Raw genomic sequence first — 18834 nt, forward strand, 5'->3', positions numbered from 1 at the left:
ATCTATCCCTGCTGACGCCGGCGGCGCAGCACTTCATACATTATAACGCCGGCAGCTACAGAGGCATTAAGCGAATTAATCTTCCCATGCATGGGAAGTTTGAGCAACACATCGCATTTTTCCCGAATCAGCCGACCCATTCCTTTATTCTCATTACCAATTACAACAGCTACCGGTCCTGTGAAAATATCCGATTGATACAAATCTTGATCCGTATCAACGTCTGTTCCAACTACCCAAATGCCTAGCTCTTTCAGACGGTCAATCGTCTGGCCCAGATTCGTAACCCTTGCTACTGGAACATATTCTACAGCACCGGCTGAAGTTTTGGATACGACAGCAGTAATCTGTGCAGAGCGGCGCTTAGGTATAATTACCCCGTGTACTCCTGTACAATCGGCAGTCCGTAGGATGGAACCCAGATTGTGCGGATCCTCGATCTCATCTAGCAAAAGTAGAAAGGGTGTTTCTCCTTTGGCTTCCGCTGCAGCCAGTAGATCGTCTACCTCGGCATAGGCATAGGGTGCTGCCTGAGCGACAACCCCTTGGTGCTGAATTCCCGGTGCTAGCTGATCAAGCTTACGCTTGTCTACATGCTGGATGACAATACCTGCTTTACGAGCTTCAGCCACGATCGGTGCTGTTAGGTGTTTTTGCGCTGTTTCAGCAATCCATATTTTATTAATAGTCCGGCCGGCACGAAGCGCTTCCAGCACGGAGTGCTTTCCAGCCAATATTTCCTCTTCTGTCTGCAATTCTTCTTCCATGTTCATGCCTCCTGTTCTATATTCTTAAAGCCTTATGAAGGCCGATTCATCATAAACTCAATACTGTTGTGCACAAGTTCCTGCATTCTGGCTTGTTGTCCTGTGTAATAAAGATACCCGATCAGACATTCAAATGCGGTAGCATGACGATATTCCAGCACATCTGCATTTTTAGGTACCGAACCCGATTTTGCATTGCGCCCCTGACGGGCAATATCTTTTTCTTCTTCAGTGAGTACTGGCTCCAGAAAGCTAAGAATCTTACTCTGCGCTTTTGCGGATACGAGCCCCGTTGCCGAACGATGCAAATGATTCGGGCGCAGATTCGGCAACGACACCATGTACTGGCGGACAGCTACTTCATAAACAGCATCCCCCACATAGGCAAGCACTATCGGCGAAAGAAGCTTTATCGGCTTGGAGGGTTCATACGGAAACCACGGACTGTCTATTTTGGAATCTCCACTCATTTCCGCCGCCACCGCATTCCTTGCGGAGTGTCCTCGAGCAATATGCCCATAGCGCTCAATTCATCGCGAATCTCATCGGAGCGGCTCCAGTTCTTATTCGTCCGTGCCTCAACTCTCTCCGCAATCAGCCGTTCGACTTCTTCACTTGCAACTTCCTTTTCTTGTTCATCAGTCAAACGAAGCAACGCATTCATTTCGTCATAAGCTACGAGCAGAGCTGCAAGATCTGCTGGAGCCGCTGCATTATCCGTAAGTGTCAAGTTTGTCAGACTCACCCAATCGAACACGGCTGTAATCGCATCAGGAGTGTTAAAGTCGTCTTGCATTTTGGCATGGAAATTAGCCACTATTGCCGATAACTTTCCCTCTATCTGCGGACTGACATCTCCTTGAGGTCCCGCTTCCGTAAGTTCAAGGCGGTGCTTTACATTACTCTCAGCCATTGAGATGCGCTCTACACTTTTCTCCGCCGAGATCAGCGAATCCTGACTAAAGTTCAGCGGGTTGCGATAATGCGTTGAGAGCATAAAATACCGGATCGTGCCGGCTTTAAAGCGCTGGCGGATGTCCTTAACCAGCAGGCCATTACCAAGCGATTTCGACATCTTTTCGTCCCCGATGTTGATAAATCCATTATGCATCCAATAGTTCGACATTGGCTTGCCAGTCAGTACCTCTGTCTGTGCACATTCGCATTCATGATGCGGGAACTGCAGATCCTGTCCACCACCATGAATATCGATTGTTTCTCCCAAAAACTCACGAACCATAGCTGAGCATTCGATATGCCATCCTGGACGCCCTTCTCCCCAAGGACTGTGCCAATGAATTTCGCCCGGTTTGGCCGCTTTCCATAGTACAAAATCCTCCGGCTTTTCTTTTCGCGAATCAACGTCAATACGAATGCCGAACTGCAGCTCCTCCAAATTCTGACCAGAGAGCTTGCCATACTCCGGAAATTTGGAAGTATGGAAATACACATCCCCACCACTCTCGTAAGCAAAACCCTTATCCACAAGCTCCTTAATGAACTCGATGATGAGATCCATGCTTTCTGTCACCCGTGGATTCATCGTTGCCGGCTTTACCCCAAGACCTTCAATATCTTCGCGGTAGGCATTAATGAATATTTCAGACACCTTTGCCACTGTAGTCTTCATTTCTTCTGCTTTACGAATTAATTTGTCATCCACATCTGTGAAATTAGTAATATAACGCACTTCATTGCCAAGCTGCTCCAAATAGGTACGGATCATGTCAAAGACAATGACAGGTCTGGCATTCCCGATATGCATATATCCGTATACCGTCGGACCGCATACATACATTTTCACCTTGCCCGACTCCAGAGGTACGAACTGTTCCTTACTGCGTGTCATAGTATTATATATTTGCAAAGCCATGTTGTTCCCAATCCTTTCTCTTAGCCCGGATTCCCTGAAATCCCGGAATGCTTATATCTCGTAGTCACCAATATACTGCTGACTTTCTATCCGTCGCTGCTCCATCTTTTGTTTGTCTTCCGTACCCAGCTTCTCTCTAATCTCTTCGATCTCTTTCTGCAAAAAGCGGAGTGAATCGACAAGCGGATCAGGCATCTGTGAATGATTCAAACGGTCAGATACCCGCTCCCCATTACGTTTCACGACACGGCCGGGGTTACCCACAACAGTGCTATTATTCGGCACTTCGCGCAGGACAACCGCATTTGAGCCTATATTGGAATTGTCGCCAATACGAAACGATCCCAATACCTTAGCACCTGAGCCAATAACAACATTATTGCCAACTGTGGGATGGCGTTTCCCTTTTTCCTTACCCGTTCCCCCGAGTGTAACTCCTTGATAGATGATAACATCATCACCGATTTCACAGGTCTCACCTATAACGATCCCCATACCATGATCAATAAACAGTCTATTGCCGATGACCGCACCGGGATGTATTTCAATACCAGTCATGAATCTACTGAGCTGCGAAACAATACGAGCCAGTGTATACCAGCGATGTTTAAAAAAAGAGTGGGCGATCCGATGTCCCCAAATGGCATGTAGCCCGGCATAGGTGAAGACAACCTCGAACCAGCTGCGGGCTGCGGGATCGTTATCGAATACTACCCGAATGTCTGATTTGATATGCTTGAACATTGCGGTTCCCCTCTTCTTGACTTCTTTGCCTCCTGTTTACAGGTAATGCAAGGAAGGTATTGTCTCCAGCCCATCATCCTATTCTACAGAATAGGATCTCGTGAAAGTTATATTTTGCTAAATTTCAACAAAAAACGCCCCTGCAGCATAAAGCTGCAGAGACGTTTAACCGCGGTTCCACTCTGCTTGGACAAGTCATCTTATCTTTGCAATTATTACTAACTACAAATTATGCTTGTCCCACTTGGCATCTTTAACGGCGACGTTCCCGGCGCGGCCTAACGAACCTTAGAAGGAGCGCTCAACCGTGCAGCTCACAGGCGCATGTTCCGCGGCAGACAAATGAATAACTCCCAGCCTGAAAGGGTAGACCCTTCCGTGGTTATTCTCTCTGGCAATTGTCTTATACACGTACTTTTCCTGATCACAGCTGTTATTAGTATTCTTCTATCTTAGCGAAAAGATTAGAGACTGACAAGAGGGTTCAACACCAGAAAATAAAGAGTTAGGCCCCTTTAATCTGCGATTTCAAGCGTTCAATGACACGACTGCGGCCAAGCAGAGCAATCGTCGCATTAAGATCACGTCCATGAGTTTGTCCAGTCAAAGCAACACGAATCGGCATGAACAATGCCTTGCCTTTATGTCCAGTTTCTTTCTGTACTTCCTTGATTAGGACTGCCATATTACTTGCAGTGAACTCCTCGCAGGCTTCAACCTTAGCAAGAAATGCAGATAAGACCTCCGATACGGAGCTCTCGGCCAGAATCAATGAGCCTTCCGTCTCCAGCTCAAGGTGACTGCGGAAGAACAATTCAGATAATTCCACGATGTCAAAGACTGCCGTCATTTGCTCTTGATACAAGGTAACAAGGCTTTCCGTCCACGCCTGCTGTTCTTCACTCAGTTCTGCTGGCAATCTTCCCGCTTGCTGCAGATGCGGTATGGCCAAGGCAGTAATCCGCTTAGGATCAGCAAGTTTAATATAGTGATTATTCAGATGTGCCAGTTTATTCTTATCAAATACAGCAGGACTCTTGGATAAACGGTCGGCTGTGAAAATAGAGATAAGTTCTTCCTTGCTGAATATTTCCTCTTCTCCCTCAGGCGACCAGCCGAGTAGAGAAATGAAATTGAGCATAGCCTCCGGTAAATACCCCAAATCGTCATATTGCTCAATAAACTGAATAACGGATTCATCGCGCTTGCTAAGCTTTTTGTGGTTATCCCCAACAATCAGCGTCATATGGCCAAATAAAGGTGGTGTCCAGTCAAGAGCCTCATAAATCATCAACTGACGTGGTGTATTGGAAATATGATCTTCCCCACGCAATACATGTGTAATATCCATTAGATGATCATCAACAGCTACCGCAAAGTTATAAGTCGGAATCCCATCCTTCTTTACAATAACAAAATCACCCATATCCTTGGTAGTAAAAGAAATGTCGCCCTTTACGATATCATCGAACGTAAACGTGCGGTCCTCCGGTACTAGAAAGCGAATACTCGCCACTCGACCTTCTTCTTCAAAGGCCAACCGTTGCTCCTCGGTCAAATTACGATGTTTGCCTGAATAATGAGGGGTCTCTCCGCGGGCAGTCTGTTCTTCACGTTCTGCCTCCAGTTCTTCTTCCGTACAATAACAGCGATAAGCCAGACCACGGTCCAGCAAATCCTGCCAATATATACGATATAGATCCAACCGCTCTGTCTGGCGGTACGGTCCATATTCTCCACCAACATCAACGCTCTCATCCCAATCCATACCCAACCATTTCAAATATTTAAGCTGACTTTCTTCGCCTCCGGCGACATTACGTTTTACGTCTGTATCTTCTATCCGGATAATGAATTTACCACCCAAGTTGCGGGCAAAAAGATAGTTAAATAGCGCCGTTCTGGCATTTCCGATATGTAAGTGTCCCGTAGGGCTCGGTGCGTAACGCACCCGGACTTCATCCGCCATTTCATTCCCTCCGCTTCATATGATTATAATTAGTTTCTACTTAAAGCCATCTCAAGATGATATCACATCTTGGAGTAGACAGACAATAGATTGTGCCGCAATTCCTTCGCCGCGTCCCGCAAAACCAAGCTGCTCTGTTGTGGTTGCCTTCACATTAACCTTCGATGTCTCCGCTCCCAAAGCACGGGCGATAATCTCCGTCATTTGTGGAATATACGGCGCCATTTTGGGTTTCTGGGCAATTATGGTAGAGTCAATATTTCCAAGCTTATAACCCCGCTCACGGGCAAGCGCCCAGACCTGCTCCAATAGCTTCAGACTGTCTGCGTCCTTGAAGGTCGGATCGGTGTCCGGAAAATGCCTGCCGATATCACCTAATCCTAGGGCACCCAGAATAGCATCACTTATAGCATGCAGAAGCACATCTGCATCGGAGTGCCCCAGTAATCCCTTCTCATACGGAATAGTGACACCACCAATAATACATGGCCTTCCCTCTACGAGCTGATGTACGTCGAATCCCTGTCCTACAGCAATCATGATTGTCTCTCTCCCCTATTTCTTACTGTGAATTCTGCAAAATCCAGATCGTCTGGTGTCGTAATCTTAATATTCCTGTAGCTTCCCTCTACCACAGAAACCGGAATACCCGCTCGCTCAGCTAAACTGGAGTCGTCAGTTCCGAGAATACCGTCCCTCTCCGCCGCTTCATAGGCCTCAAGCAGATCAGAAAGACGAAAAGTCTGCGGGGTTTGAATCGCCCACAGACTTCGCCGATCCGGCGTAGACAGTACCTTGCCTCCACCGTCTACCTGCTTAATCGTATCCTTAACGGGTACAGCAAGCACTGCTGCTCCGATCTCCCTGGCCCGTTCATAACAAGCCGCGATTTCGAAAGACTGTACGAACGGACGAACACCGTCATGTACCATTACCCACTGTGTGTGCAGCTTGATCAGTCCACTATACACCGAATGCTGGCGCTCAGTACCCCCAGGAACAATAGCCTTAACTTTATCGAGCTTGTAGACCTGTATCCATTCCCGGCAGCGCTCTAAATCCTCTTCGCCGGTTACCAGCACGATTTCAGAGATAAGTTCGTGCTGCTGAAATACCTCTAGCGTATGAACGATAATCGGTTTGCCCTGCAGCAGCAAATATTGTTTGCTCTCTGTGGTTCCCATTCTTGTCCCTCTGCCTGCCGCCACTATGACGACGCCCACACTGTTTGACATTCTTCAGACTCCTGTCCTTCACGTATAAACCCATCATAACGTGTTTGGCGGGCATTTCCAACCCGTAGGACAGCTTCAAGATATTTAAAATCCTTATTGTGCTTTTTCCAATAGCTTCGGTTTGGCAAATATCATCCGTCCAGCTGATGTCTGCAGAACGCTTGTTACCAGAACTTCCATCGTTGTGCCGATATATTCACGTCCGCCCTCTACAACAATCATTGTTCCATCATCGAGATAAGCGACACCTTGTCCATGTTCCTTACCATCCTTAATAACCTGAACAATGATCTCTTCTCCAGGTAGCACAACCGGCTTAACAGCATTCGCCAAATCGTTAATATTAAGTACTGACACACCCTGCAGTTCACATACCTTATTCAAATTAAAATCATTGGTAACGACTTTACCGTGTAGAACTTTAGCCAACTTGACTAGTTTACTATCCACCTCGGAGATTTCCTCGAAATCTCCTTCGTATATCAGTACTTTTACATCAAGTTCTTTCTGGATTTTGTTGAGAATATCAAGACCGCGCCGCCCACGATTTCTCTTCAGCAAGTCTGAAGAGTCTGCAATATGCTGGAGCTCCTCCAATACAAACTCCGGAATAACAATAGTCCCTTCAATAAATCCGGTCTTGCAAATATCAGCAATCCGTCCGTCAATGATGACGCTCGTATCGAGAATCTTATGCTCCTCCAGCCCACGTCCTTCCGGTTCTGCTGGTTGTCCAAAGCGCCCGGTTGTCCATAGTGAAGCCAGCTCCGCTTTCTTCTCCAAACTAATCCGTAGTCCGGTATACCCTAAGGCTATCGTAACAGCTACCTGTAGCAGCTGTCCTGCCTTCCCCATCCAACTCATGGTTGGATATAGCAATAGAGACAGTAACAGCCCACCTGTAAGCCCAGCAGCACCTGCAGCCAATTCATTCATCGGTATACGTGAACAGAACAGGACCACCTCACGCAGTTTTGCACTTGCCCATTCCGCGCATAAAGTTCCCGCAAACAAAAAAATAATGGCTCCCAGTACCGCAAACAAAATGCTTCCTTCCACGGGTAAGTTATCTCCTAATTTCCCCATTCCTATAGGAAATCCTCTCTCAGCCGCAAAGTATAACGAATAACCTGACCAGGCTCCACAAATTAAAGCAAAGCCCAAAATTATTTTTCTCCACATAACTTACACACCTCCCTTTATTCATCTAAATTGATCTATTCCTCACCAGTATGTTCCAATTTTCTTGACGATAATCGTCGGTGAAGTTATTTTTTCGGAAACGAGGAGTCCTAATGGAGCAAAAAGCTATATGTATATCCCTTTAGCGGTTGAAAATAGGTAATGCGTAACATATAATGAACTCAATTACGAACCTAGGGGTGAATGGAAAATGAGCGCACCAAGTTTACAGGCCTTTCAGGATCAAGTCTCCGACCTGCTGCTCCGTCACCGTAGTCTTCTGGATGTACTGTCTAAGAATGGACAGAGCAGTGCATCTGTTAATCGTGCCGTCGTCAAATCAATCACTGAATGTGGTTGTATTCAGCTTCATGCAACCAAGCAAGTATTCGAGCCCGGTGCAGGTCTCGAACATGCTAAGGAACTTGCAGGAACTCATGTAGAAGGTCAGCTATGCGAGAACTGCCGCGAGGTAATCGGCTCCGAACTGGGCCGTGAACTATTCTATATGTCCGCACTCTGCAACCTGCTTGACATTAATATGGACGAGGTCGTGGTCAAAGAGTCTCAGAAATGCGCTACACTCGGTTTGTTTAACTTATCCTAAATAACTAATAAAGTTCCCAAATGCAAAAAAAGGCTTTGCTGCCCAGGAGGGGCGACAAAGCCTTTTCTATGATGATGATTAAAATTCATCCGTTCTTTGAGTGATAAATTTTCTCCTCAGAACGTCTTCTGCGACGATGACGGCGTCTGGCCGTTAATCGGTCAATATTTTGCTTAAAGCCATATAAAGCATAGAGTGCCAGTAAAGCAAAGATCAGTTTAGCAATCTGTTCAGGAAATACAACAGCCAAAGCTACGGCAACTATAATAACAATCGGCGCTCCTATAACTGCTTTCTTCGGCAAACCAATCTTTTTGAAATTAGGATATTTAACGGTGCTGACCATCAGATAAGACAAGAGCAATGTAGCAACTATCATGAAAGGTGCAGAAACATCTTTATGAAAAAGAGCCAATGTGGCCAAAACACCACCAGCTGCAGGGATTGGCAATCCAACGAAATAGCCAGGAATTCCTGGACGAACATTGAAACGGGCTAAGCGAAGTGCTCCAAACACAGGGAAAATTGCAGTTACGGTCATTCCCAGCGCAGAATTTAGATCATGAAGGCTTGTAATGTACATAATTAAAGCTGGCGCTACTCCAAAAGAAACGACATCCGACAACGAGTCCAGTTCTTTACCAAATTCACTCTCACATTTAAGGGCACGTGCCACACGACCATCAAGCCCGTCTAACAGCATCGCAATAATAACCATGATGGCGGCCATGTTAAGCTTTCCATCAAACGCCAGCATGATACCAAACATTCCAAGCATCAGGTTACCTATTGTAAACAGACTTGGAATTGATTTTTGTATCATTTCTTCACCTCTATATCTTCACTTTGGCCTTTAATGTTCTCCAATATTACGTGATTGTATGATATTTACATTTGTCTGTCAATAAGAACTTGCTTCTGCAGACGTTTAAGTCCATCCTGGATATTGCGAGCCCGTACCTCACCTATTCCGTCCACTTCATCCAATTCAGCTATAGTCGCCCGTAATAAATTAGGCAATATTTCGAAACGCTCTACTAAATTGTGAATAATAACATTCGGGAGCCGCGGAATTTTGTTGAGCAGGCGATAGCCACGCGGTGTTACCACTTCTTCGGAAACAATGGCTGTAGCGGAAAATCCTAGCAGACGGGCAATATGATTATCATCCATCAGATCATCATCACTCGTCCGTTTAAGCCCTGCAATAATATCGCGAATTTTGTCCTCGTCTTCTTCCCTTGCATAGTCTCTGTATAAAAGCCATGCTTCTTCCTCTGTATTTCCGACCAGTTCTTCCATCTGCATGCTGATTAGTCGTCCTTCATTGCCTAGTTCATTAATATAACGTTTAATCTCCATCTTGATGCGCAGCACCATTTCCACACGTTGGATAACACCGACCACTTCAGCTACAGTTACAATCCCCTCATATTCGGAAGCAGAGAGATTGGTCAATCCCTGATTAAGTACTGCTTTGTATTTCTCAAGCATTTGAATCGCCTGATTCGCCTTAGCTAGAATAGCACCAATTTCCTTCAAAGCATACCGGATCGTCCCTTGATATAGGGTGATAATATTGCGGCGCTGGGAAATAGAAACAACCAACTTTCCAGTCTGCTTGGCAACGCGCTCCGCCGTACGATGGCGAATACCTGTCTCAATCGAAGAGATCGAAGAATTCGGAATAAGCTGCGTATTAGCATACAATATCCGCTTTAAGTCCTCACTCAGAATAATCGCGCCGTCCATTTTAGCAAGCTCATATAAATAATTGGGCGAAAAATCACAGTTAATGGAGAATCCACCATCGACAACTTCCATCACCTCAGGACTGTATCCGACAACGATTAACGCTCCCGTCTTAGCGCGTAGTACATTCTCTAGCCCATCACGGAAAGGTGTTCCGGGTGCGGCCATCCTGAGCAGATCATTCATTTTCTCTAATTGATTATGTTCTTTCATATTCTGTGCCCCCTAATCTAACGCGACCGCAAGTGCATCTGCTACGCTGCTGACGCCAATAATCTGGATATCTTGTGGGTGCTTCCAGCCCTTCATGCTCTTCTCAGGCATAATCACTCGACGGAAGCCAAGCTTTGCGGCCTCTTTGACACGCATTTCTGCGCGTGAGACACCCCTCACTTCACCGGTAAGCCCTACCTCACCGAAGAAGACGTCATAAGGCTTTGTTGAAATATCACGAAAGCTGGAAGCAATACTGATCGCAACTGCTAGATCAATCGCCGGTTCATCCAGCTTTACTCCACCGGCTACATTCAGGTAGGCATCCTGATTCTGCAGGAACATACCCATCCGTTTCTCTAGAACTGCAATGATAAGCGCCATGCGCTGATGATCGAGTCCCGTGCACATCCGCCGCGGAGAAGGGAAATGAGTAGCAGCGATAAGTGCCTGTATTTCTACAAGAACCGGTCGTGTACCTTCCATACTTGCTACGACCGTAGATCCAGCTACACCAAGAGGGCGCTCTGACAAAAAGAGCTCTGAAGGATTTTCCACCTCGGTAAGCCCAACTTCACCCATTTCAAAGATGCCGATTTCATTGGTGGAACCAAAACGATTCTTTACAGCCCGCAGTAACCTGTAGGTATGATGGCGTTCTCCTTCAAAATAAAGCACACAGTCTACCATATGTTCAAGCATCCTTGGTCCTGCGATAGCCCCTTCCTTGGTGACATGCCCTACCAATACAGTGGCGATTCCGCGAATTTTGGCGATCCGCATAAATCTAGTCGTACATTCCCGAACTTGTGTTACACTGCCGGGTGCACTTGCCACTTCAGGCATATAAACAGTTTGAATAGAATCAATAACGAGAAATTGGGGCTGAATTTGTTCAATAGCTTCCTCGATGCTTTCCATATTCGTCTCACATAGTACATACAGCTCTGCTGACAACGCGCCGAGGCGATCTGCGCGCAACTTCGTCTGCCTTACCGATTCTTCCCCGGATATATAAAGCACACGTAATCCCTGTTTCGTCAGAGCATGTGAGGTCTGCAACAGTAATGTGGATTTACCAATACCGGGGTCTCCCCCCACCAGCACGAGCGAACCGGGAACGATGCCTCCGCCAAGAACACGATTAAGTTCACCGATGCCTGTCAGTATGCGCGGCTCTTTGTCACTTTCTATACTTATGATGGATTGTGCCTTTTCTTTACTATGAAAAATAGGGGAACTCATACCCTGTGTTTTGACTACGCTTTCCGTTTCCTCTACCATGGAGTTCCAAGCCTGGCAGCCTGGACATTTACCGAACCATTTCGGTGATTCGTATCCACATTCGGTACAGTTAAATTTGGTTTTTGCTTTAGCCATGTGCTCTCCTTACGTCCGAACTTCTAAAATTGCGGATATATTTCTCGTTATTCAAAGTTTACCATCTCTGCTCGTTTAACGAAAGGTCAATCGGCAGTAGAATTAAATACTACTACCTTAACCTGCCTGAATTTGCAGTGAATTAAACATCTGGAATAACGATTCTCAATAAAAAAACCGCCTCCTCCTCTTATACGGAGGAGTGGCGGTTTTGTCACAAGTTTCTTACTTTATTCAGCTTCCACTTCTTTTTCCAAAGATACAGCTACAGGCACATCAACTTTTGTGACCACAAGCTCACCATTGACTTCATCAATGTTGAGTGAATCACCCTTCTGGATATTGCCTTTCAGCAATTCCTCAGATAAACGGTCTTCAATGTGCTTTTGAATGGCACGGCGCAGCGGACGTGCACCAAAGGCTGGATCATATCCTTCTTTGGCCAGAAACGCCTTCGCTCCATCCGTGAGGACAAAGTCAACATCATGCTCACGCAGTCGCTTGCGCAACTCTTCGGACATCAGCGTGACGATTTCGGCGATATGTTCCTGGTCCAGTGAATGGAAGACGATAATTTCATCTATCCGGTTCAAGAACTCTGGGCGGAAGCTTTTCTTCAACTCTTCCATAACTTTGCCCTTCATATTACCATAATCTGCTCCCGCATCTTGTACAGCAGTGAACCCAAGCGTCGAATTCTTTCTGATCGCCTGTGCACCTACATTGGAGGTCAGAATAATCAGTGTATTACGGAAATCGACTACGCGTCCCTTGGAATCCGTCAGACGACCATCTTCCAGTACCTGCAGCAAAATGTTGAATACTTCCGGATGCGCCTTCTCAATTTCATCAAGAAGTACCACTGAGTAAGGTTTACGGCGTACCTTCTCCGTTAATTGGCCGCCTTCCTCATATCCAACATAACCTGGAGGCGCTCCGACCAGACGGGAAGTGGAATGTTTCTCCATGTATTCTGACATATCGATGCGGATCACCGCATTCTCATCGCCAAACATTGCTTCGGCAAGAGCACGAGCCAATTCGGTTTTACCTACGCCTGTTGGTCCGAGGAAGATAAATGAACCCATTGGACGTTTCGGATCCTTCAGACCCGCACGCGCCCGACGGAGTGCCCGGCTGACAGCCTTGACGGCTTCGTCTTGGCCAATTACACGTTCATGCAGTATCGCTTCCATATTGAGCAGACGGTCCGTTTCCTCTTCCTTAAGCTTGCTAACAGGAATGCCCGTCCAACTAGCTACAATCTGTGCAATATCGTCAGGTGTAACCTCGGAATCAGTACGGCCTTGCTTCTCTTTCCACTGATTCTTAGTGGTATCGAGTTCTTCACGGATCTTTTGCTCAGTATCGCGTAACGCAGCCGCTTTCTCGAATTCCTGGCTTTGTACAGCAGAATCTTTTTCCTTACGGATATCATCTAAACGCATTTCCAATTCCTTCAGATTCGGCGGAATAGTATACGAGTTCAGTCTTACTTTGGATCCTGCTTCATCAATTAGATCGATGGCTTTATCCGGCAGGAAACGATCTGGAATGTAGCGATCAGACAGTTTCACAGCTTCTACGATGGCTTCATCCGTAATCTTCACACGGTGATGGGCTTCATAACGGTCACGAAGTCCGAATAGGATTTGTACTGTTTCTTCCGGAGAAGGCTGATCCACCGTAATAGGTTGGAACCGGCGTTCCAAGGCTGCATCTTTTTCAATATATTTGCGGTATTCGTCCAGCGTAGTAGCACCAATGCACTGCAGCTCGCCACGGGCCAAAGACGGCTTCAGAATGTTAGAAGCATCAATTGCGCCTTCAGCACCACCTGCACCGATCAAAGTATGCAGCTCATCAATGAAGAGGATAATGTTACCCGCTTGACGAATCTCATCCATAATTTTCTTCAGACGGTCTTCAAACTCACCGCGGTATTTAGTTCCTGCAACAACTGATCCCATATCGAGAGTCATCACGCGTTTGTCGCGTAGCGTCTCAGGGATTTCATTATTGATAATCTTCTGTGCCAAGCCTTCGGCAATAGCCGTCTTACCTACACCTGGTTCACCAATCAGCACCGGGTTGTTCTTGGTCCGGCGACTCAGAACCTGTATAACACGTTCAATTTCCTTGCTGCGGCCAATAACCGGATCAAGATGGCCTTCCTTCGCATAGGCGGTCAAATCGCGTGCAAGACCATCCAATGTAGGTGTGCTGACATTGACCGGAGCACCACTGTGGCTAGATGCTGCCTCACTGCTGCCCAAAAGCTGCAATACCTGCTGGCGGGCTTTATTCAAGCTAATGCCGAGGTTATTGAGCACACGTGCAGCTACACCTTCTCCTTCACGGATGAGCCCGAGTAGGATATGCTCTGTGCCGACGTAAGTATGTCCCAGCTTGCGGGCTTCGTCCATTGACAGTTCGATAACTTTTTTGGCGCGAGGAGTATAAGCAATGTTCGTAGGTTGTTCTTGCCCTCTGCCAATCAGTGTTTCCACTTCATCCTGGATTTTCTCCAGGCCTAAACCTAAACCGATCAACGCTTTAGCGGCAATGCCGTCACCTTCACGAATAAGTCCGAGCAAAATATGTTCTGTGCCGATATTGTTGTGTCCTAAACGAACAGCTTCTTCCTGCGCCAGCGCCAGCACCTTTTGTGCCCGTTCCGTAAATCTTCCAAACATCATATCTCCTGCACCTCCATGAATAATAAATATCTATATTAATGTTGTGTTCCCAGTGTTTCCCGGAGCAGCTTCGCCCGGTACATATCCCGTTCGGTGGCACTCATCTCGTCGCCGAACATTTTTTGAAGGAAGCCTGGCTGTGTCTTAACATTCAACTCATTTAATACTGAAATGGAGGGGCCTTCCAGAATTCCAAGGTCAACCCCAAGTCGGATATCCGATAAGCGTTGTGCCGATTCTTTAAGCTCCATTACTGCTGCATAAGATAAAATTCCGTAGGAGCGTTTCACTCGATCAGTAATTCGCAGAGCGGAATCGGTAAGCAATCTCTCGCGTGCATTTCGTTCATGATCGATAATCTGGGTAACTACACTGTGAAGATTCTCAATGATTTCACTTTCGGTCTGACCCAGGGTGATCTGGTTGGATATTTGAAAGATGTTCCCTACTGCTTCGCTGCCTTCGCCATAAATCCCTCTAACCGTTAATCCTACCTGATTTACGGCTGACAATATCCGGTTGATTTGATGAGTCATTACCAAAGCAGGCAAGTGCAGCATCACTGAGGCACGGAGTCCTGTTCCGACATTGGTGGGACAACTTGTCAAATATCCTCTTTTATCGTCAAAAGCATAGTTGACTGCAGCTTCGAAAATATCGTCGATCGCTGTCGCACGTATCCATGCTTCTCTAACCTGAAGACCAGGGAACAGACATTGAATCCGGAGATGGTCTTCCTCGTTAATCATAATACTAACCGATTCGTCCTCGTTCAGTATTACAGCTCCACCTCGTGAATCATTCGCCAGATTGGGACTGATAAGATGCTTCTCCACCAGTACCTTTTTATCGAGCTCATCTAAATCATCAAGCTTCAGCATTTGAAAAGTGCCGTAGTCCGCTGAGACTTCTTCATGAAATACAGGAGTAAGCTGCTCCAGTACTTCTTCCGACTGCTCCAAAGAAGCCAGCAGGGGGAAAGGAAGATCTTGTAAGTTGCGGGCTATACGCATACGGCTGCTAATTACAATCTCGGAATCACTGCCGCCACAACGCATCCAATCACTAAGCGCCTGTTCGGTAAACCGGAGACTTGACATGTCTTATCCCCCTTTATATATGAAAGACTTTACTCTTGTGCGATTTCTTTTTCAAGTCGGCGTATCTGATCCCGCAACTGAGCAGCGGTCTCAAACTCCTCTTGCGTAATACTTTGCTGTAATTCCTGCTTCAACTCATCTATTTGCCGTTTGAACACAATTTGTGCTCCGGCTCGTTTCGGAATTTTGCCTACATGCGAAGTACTGCCATGCACCCGCTTAAAAAGTGGGTCCAGCGCACTGTTAAAATACTTATAACAGGAGCTGCAGCCAAAACGCCCAAGCTTGCTGAACTGAGAATAAGTCATACCGCAGTTCTCACACTGTAGGCTCTGCGTAGTTCTTGTGGCAGCTGATTTCTCTTTATCGGCTCCCTCAAGATCAAGCAAGCCTGACAATAAACTGTGAATAGAAAACCCTCCAGCAGTTCCGGGAATAAGTTCTCCCTTCTCTCTGGCACAGCTTTCACAAATATGAAATTCCGTCTTCTCTCCATTCACAATCTTGGTAAAATGGAGCGTTGCCGGTTTGACACCGCATTCCTGGCAAAGCATAAGCGGAGTCCCTCCCTTATGGTTGACAATTATTTGCCTAACAAAGAGATCAGCATAGCTTTCATAAGCTTGGCACGAATCTCATCCCGGTACGGAAGCTTAAGCGTCAAGCAATCCCGGGAAACAGCGGCGCGCATGAGGCACGCTTCTCGCTTGGATAGAAAGCAGGCTTCTTCTAGCTGATAGATCAGCCCTTCAGCGGTGTTCTGGTCAATTCCGCCTCCGATGGTATGATTGAGATGCGCGTACAGAGCCACATTTTGGGGCAACTCAAAACGTTGAATACGAATATATCCACCGCCGCCGCGCTTACTTTCCACCACATAGCCTTTTTCCAGAGTAAAGCGTGTGCTAATGACATAATTGATCTGTGACGGTACACACGAGAACTGATCCGCCAGGTCATTACGCTGAATCTCCACCGTACCTTCGGGACTTTCATGCAAAATATTCTTCAGATATTGTTCAATAATATCGGAGATATTGCGCATCACTCATCCTCCAGTGTTTACAACTTTATAATACCGCATGCTGTTATGCATCCATCCGACTGAACCGCGCTGATATCCTGGGAATGGATAGGTCTAAAGAGTACTGTCTTCAGACTGCGTTGACTTTGACTTTCTTTGACTTATTTAATAGTATAACATATTCTCAAGCAATTCCAAGAGGGTTCTCTTATTTTTTACTTTTAGTGTTCATTGTATTCAGAATCGTAATGAAACAACTCCCCATACTCTAGAAAAAATCAAACAAGCCTGTTTGAGCCTGCGGAATGATTCCTTCCAGCCACTGTACTGCAGCATCATTTCCGGTCAGGCGACCAAAGCGGGACAGCTCCCCAGGGCGTTTATAGCCGAGCAGCAGCACTGTTAATGTGCCAATATCGCAAGATAAGTCTGCCTCAATATTATCGCCATCAGTTCTTATTAAGGTAGCAGTCCCCTCTAAATTAACACTCCACTCCCATAACCCATCATTCCATGGAGCGTGTTTGTCTTCAATATTGATGATCTGCTTCTGCTGAGCACTCTGCACCCTATAAGAAAAATTCTCTACAAACGCTTTGGCATTTACAATACGTGCCATAAAATAAGGATAATTCTCCTGATCAATCCGCGGATCAGGCAACAAAAAGGGCAAAATATCATCAGATGGAACCATCTTCAGAGAAGCTCCAGTTACCATAGAATCATGATTGGCAAGAAATGTCCACAACCCCTGGCGAGCTTGCTCATTCATAAATACAAATTCATCAATAACCAACTCACTTTTCTCGATCTTATACAACACATATCCTTCAGGCTTGCCCACAAGTGAATAAAAAATAGCATTATGCGTACTCTGATCCAGAACCGCATGCTCCCACCAGTCCTTGTCACGTTTTAGCGTACCGTTATATTGGGTTGCAAACTGAGTATATAGTTCATCCAATATTACAATATCAAATAAATTACGGCGTACATTTCCGGAAATTTCTGTCTTTAATGGGAATTTGGCAATAGGAATCGTATATTTTTTGTATTCACAATAGATCTCCCACCCAAACTTGCGATAAAAGGGAATAAGAAAGGGATGCAGAAAAGACAATGTCTGTCCGGCTTCATTCATCGTCTGCAGTGTATGGGATAAAAGCTTAGCTACCAGTCCTTGTCTGCGGTTCTCTGGCCATGTCGCTACACCGGCTATTCCCCCCATATTTACAGCTCGCCCTTGTATATATACTTGAAGTGGGAGCAGGGTCAGCTTAGCACCTAAAATTCCATCCTCAAAAACACCCCATACTCGTTCCGGCTTGAATCTACTCTTGGCCTTAGTTTTATCTTCCCCTGAGACCTTGTACTGAAAAGCATATTCGGACAAGCTTAAACTAATTTCGAATTCTTCAGAATTCAACTGCCTAATCTCCAATAAACTCACCTCATCTATTTAAGAAATCAACCTAAGGTGAGTATAACAAGAGAGGTAGCCGTATGCTAATGCAATGACTGAATTTAAAAATATTTTTTAGTTATCCACAGCTTCTACACAGAAACCCCAAACACTTAATTTGTCAGTTCTTTTAAAATAAATAGTTATCCACGTTTCAAGCTATGTATCCACAGTTTTCGGTTTCTATCCACATAAACCCTTGTATTACTTAGGTTTCTCTTGACATATGCACCTGAGCATGTCTTCTGTCCACATAAATCGGGTGGAATATCTGATTATAGAATGTATCCACATGTTGGTAAGTTTTCTGTACTTTCTTGAAAACTATCCACAACATTTCCACAGGCTGCAAAAGACGCAAAAAGACCATTGTTGAAAGATCAACAATGGTCTGAAGTGCTTGGCAACGTCCTACTCTCCCAGGACCCTTCGGTCCAAGTACCATCGGCGCTGGAGGGCTTAACGGTCGTGTTCGGGATGGGTACGCGTGGAACCCCTCCGCTATCGCCACCAAACATGCGCTTGTGTAACAAGCGCTGGCGTTTTGAAATTTGGTTCATCACAACTGTGTGAATGAATTTCAAAACAATTGGTTTTTTCCGGTCGCTTAGCTCCCCGAATTCCTTCAGGAAAATAACCAACATCAGAAAAGACATACAGGCTTGAATCGCCTGAAAACTGAATCCGAATCGAATTTGCGTTCTTGCTTGTTTAGGATAAGCCCTCGACCGATTAGTATTGGTCAGCTCCATGCATTGCTGCACTTCCACCTCCAACCTATCTACCTCGTCGTCTTCAAGGGGTCTTACTAATTGGGAAATCTCATC

17 protein-coding genes and 2 rRNA genes are annotated in these 18834 nt (G+C 45.9%); 1 reads left to right on the forward strand and 18 read right to left on the reverse strand.

The window, feature by feature from the left end; translation table 11 throughout:
• Nucleotides 1–2: 2 nt before the first annotated feature.
• The 8 genes from rlmB to GJB61_RS29655 all read right to left on the reverse strand — a co-directional run bounded on the left by rlmB (nucleotide 3) and on the right by GJB61_RS29655 (nucleotide 7770).
• Nucleotides 3–767 (reverse strand): 23S rRNA (guanosine(2251)-2'-O)-methyltransferase RlmB, encoded by a 765-nt coding sequence (rlmB, locus tag GJB61_RS29620; RefSeq protein ID WP_154122619.1) that lies wholly within the window; start codon nucleotides 765–767, stop codon nucleotides 3–5.
• 32 nt (nucleotides 768–799) lie between these two features.
• The gene (locus GJB61_RS29625) at nucleotides 800–1237 is read right to left on the reverse strand and encodes a Mini-ribonuclease 3 (protein ID WP_154122620.1); all 438 of its coding nucleotides are present in this window, start codon (nucleotides 1235–1237) and stop codon (nucleotides 800–802) included.
• Nucleotides 1234–2640, reverse strand: coding sequence for a cysteine--tRNA ligase (gene cysS / locus GJB61_RS29630; RefSeq protein ID WP_154122621.1), 1407 nt, complete (start codon nucleotides 2638–2640; stop codon nucleotides 1234–1236). Before cysS ends, GJB61_RS29625 begins: the two co-directional genes overlap by 4 nt.
• Nucleotides 2641–2691: 51 nt before the next feature.
• Nucleotides 2692–3384 (reverse strand): serine O-acetyltransferase, encoded by a 693-nt coding sequence (gene cysE / locus GJB61_RS29635; RefSeq protein WP_154122622.1) that lies wholly within the window; start codon nucleotides 3382–3384, stop codon nucleotides 2692–2694.
• Between the two features lie 505 nt (nucleotides 3385–3889).
• The gene (gltX, locus tag GJB61_RS29640) at nucleotides 3890–5353 is read right to left on the reverse strand and encodes a glutamate--tRNA ligase (RefSeq protein ID WP_154122623.1); all 1464 of its coding nucleotides are present in this window, start codon (nucleotides 5351–5353) and stop codon (nucleotides 3890–3892) included.
• A gap of 51 nt (nucleotides 5354–5404) precedes the next feature.
• Nucleotides 5405–5893: a 2-C-methyl-D-erythritol 2,4-cyclodiphosphate synthase gene (gene ispF / locus GJB61_RS29645; protein ID WP_154122624.1), complete on the reverse strand. Its 489-nt coding sequence runs from the start codon at nucleotides 5891–5893 to the stop codon at nucleotides 5405–5407.
• Nucleotides 5890–6588: a 2-C-methyl-D-erythritol 4-phosphate cytidylyltransferase gene (ispD, locus tag GJB61_RS29650; RefSeq protein ID WP_154122625.1), complete on the reverse strand. Its 699-nt coding sequence runs from the start codon at nucleotides 6586–6588 to the stop codon at nucleotides 5890–5892. The genes ispF and ispD overlap by 4 nt, the downstream gene beginning before the upstream one ends.
• Nucleotides 6589–6681: 93 nt before the next feature.
• A complete protein-coding gene (locus GJB61_RS29655) occupies nucleotides 6682–7770 on the reverse strand; it encodes a PIN/TRAM domain-containing protein (RefSeq protein WP_154122626.1) in 1089 nt (362 codons plus the stop codon).
• Between the two features lie 211 nt (nucleotides 7771–7981).
• Here GJB61_RS29655 and GJB61_RS29660 point away from each other — a divergent pair, with 211 nt between their 5' ends.
• Nucleotides 7982–8377, forward strand: a complete 396-nt coding sequence (locus GJB61_RS29660; RefSeq protein ID WP_154122627.1) for a nucleoside triphosphate pyrophosphohydrolase family protein — start codon at nucleotides 7982–7984, stop codon at nucleotides 8375–8377.
• Nucleotides 8378–8462: 85 nt separating this feature from the next.
• On the opposite strand, the gene pssA is transcribed toward GJB61_RS29660, so the two are convergent.
• From pssA to GJB61_RS29710, 10 genes are all read right to left on the reverse strand, one after another.
• On the reverse strand, nucleotides 8463–9200 hold the full coding sequence (gene pssA, locus GJB61_RS29665; RefSeq protein ID WP_154122628.1) for a CDP-diacylglycerol--serine O-phosphatidyltransferase: 738 nt from the start codon (nucleotides 9198–9200) through the stop codon (nucleotides 8463–8465).
• A 65-nt stretch (nucleotides 9201–9265) separates the two neighbouring features.
• Nucleotides 9266–10342: a DNA integrity scanning diadenylate cyclase DisA gene (gene disA, locus GJB61_RS29670; RefSeq protein WP_154122629.1), complete on the reverse strand. Its 1077-nt coding sequence runs from the start codon at nucleotides 10340–10342 to the stop codon at nucleotides 9266–9268.
• A gap of 12 nt (nucleotides 10343–10354) precedes the next feature.
• Nucleotides 10355–11722, reverse strand: coding sequence for a DNA repair protein RadA (gene radA, locus GJB61_RS29675; RefSeq protein ID WP_154122630.1), 1368 nt, complete (start codon nucleotides 11720–11722; stop codon nucleotides 10355–10357).
• A gap of 230 nt (nucleotides 11723–11952) precedes the next feature.
• Complete coding sequence (gene clpC / locus GJB61_RS29680; RefSeq protein WP_154122631.1) at nucleotides 11953–14421, reverse strand: ATP-dependent protease ATP-binding subunit ClpC; 2469 nt, start codon at nucleotides 14419–14421, stop codon at nucleotides 11953–11955.
• A 35-nt stretch (nucleotides 14422–14456) separates the two neighbouring features.
• Nucleotides 14457–15521: a protein-arginine kinase McsB gene (locus GJB61_RS29685; RefSeq protein WP_154122632.1), complete on the reverse strand. Its 1065-nt coding sequence runs from the start codon at nucleotides 15519–15521 to the stop codon at nucleotides 14457–14459.
• A 29-nt stretch (nucleotides 15522–15550) separates the two neighbouring features.
• Nucleotides 15551–16075 (reverse strand): protein-arginine kinase activator protein McsA, encoded by a 525-nt coding sequence (locus tag GJB61_RS29690; RefSeq protein ID WP_154122633.1) that lies wholly within the window; start codon nucleotides 16073–16075, stop codon nucleotides 15551–15553.
• A gap of 29 nt (nucleotides 16076–16104) precedes the next feature.
• Nucleotides 16105–16566: a CtsR family transcriptional regulator gene (locus GJB61_RS29695; RefSeq protein ID WP_154122634.1), complete on the reverse strand. Its 462-nt coding sequence runs from the start codon at nucleotides 16564–16566 to the stop codon at nucleotides 16105–16107.
• A 247-nt stretch (nucleotides 16567–16813) separates the two neighbouring features.
• Nucleotides 16814–17986 carry a GNAT family N-acetyltransferase gene (locus GJB61_RS29700; protein WP_154122635.1) on the reverse strand — a complete coding sequence of 391 codons (1173 nt, stop codon included), beginning with the start codon at nucleotides 17984–17986 and terminating at the stop codon, nucleotides 16814–16816.
• Between the two features lie 419 nt (nucleotides 17987–18405).
• Nucleotides 18406–18522, reverse strand: a 5S ribosomal RNA gene (gene rrf, locus GJB61_RS29705).
• Between the two features lie 197 nt (nucleotides 18523–18719).
• Nucleotides 18720–18834 (reverse strand): 23S ribosomal RNA (locus tag GJB61_RS29710); the annotation flags it as partial.

This window comes from Paenibacillus monticola (genome assembly GCF_009664975.1).
GTDB lineage: Bacteria > Bacillota > Bacilli > Paenibacillales > Paenibacillaceae > Paenibacillus_AQ > Paenibacillus_AQ monticola.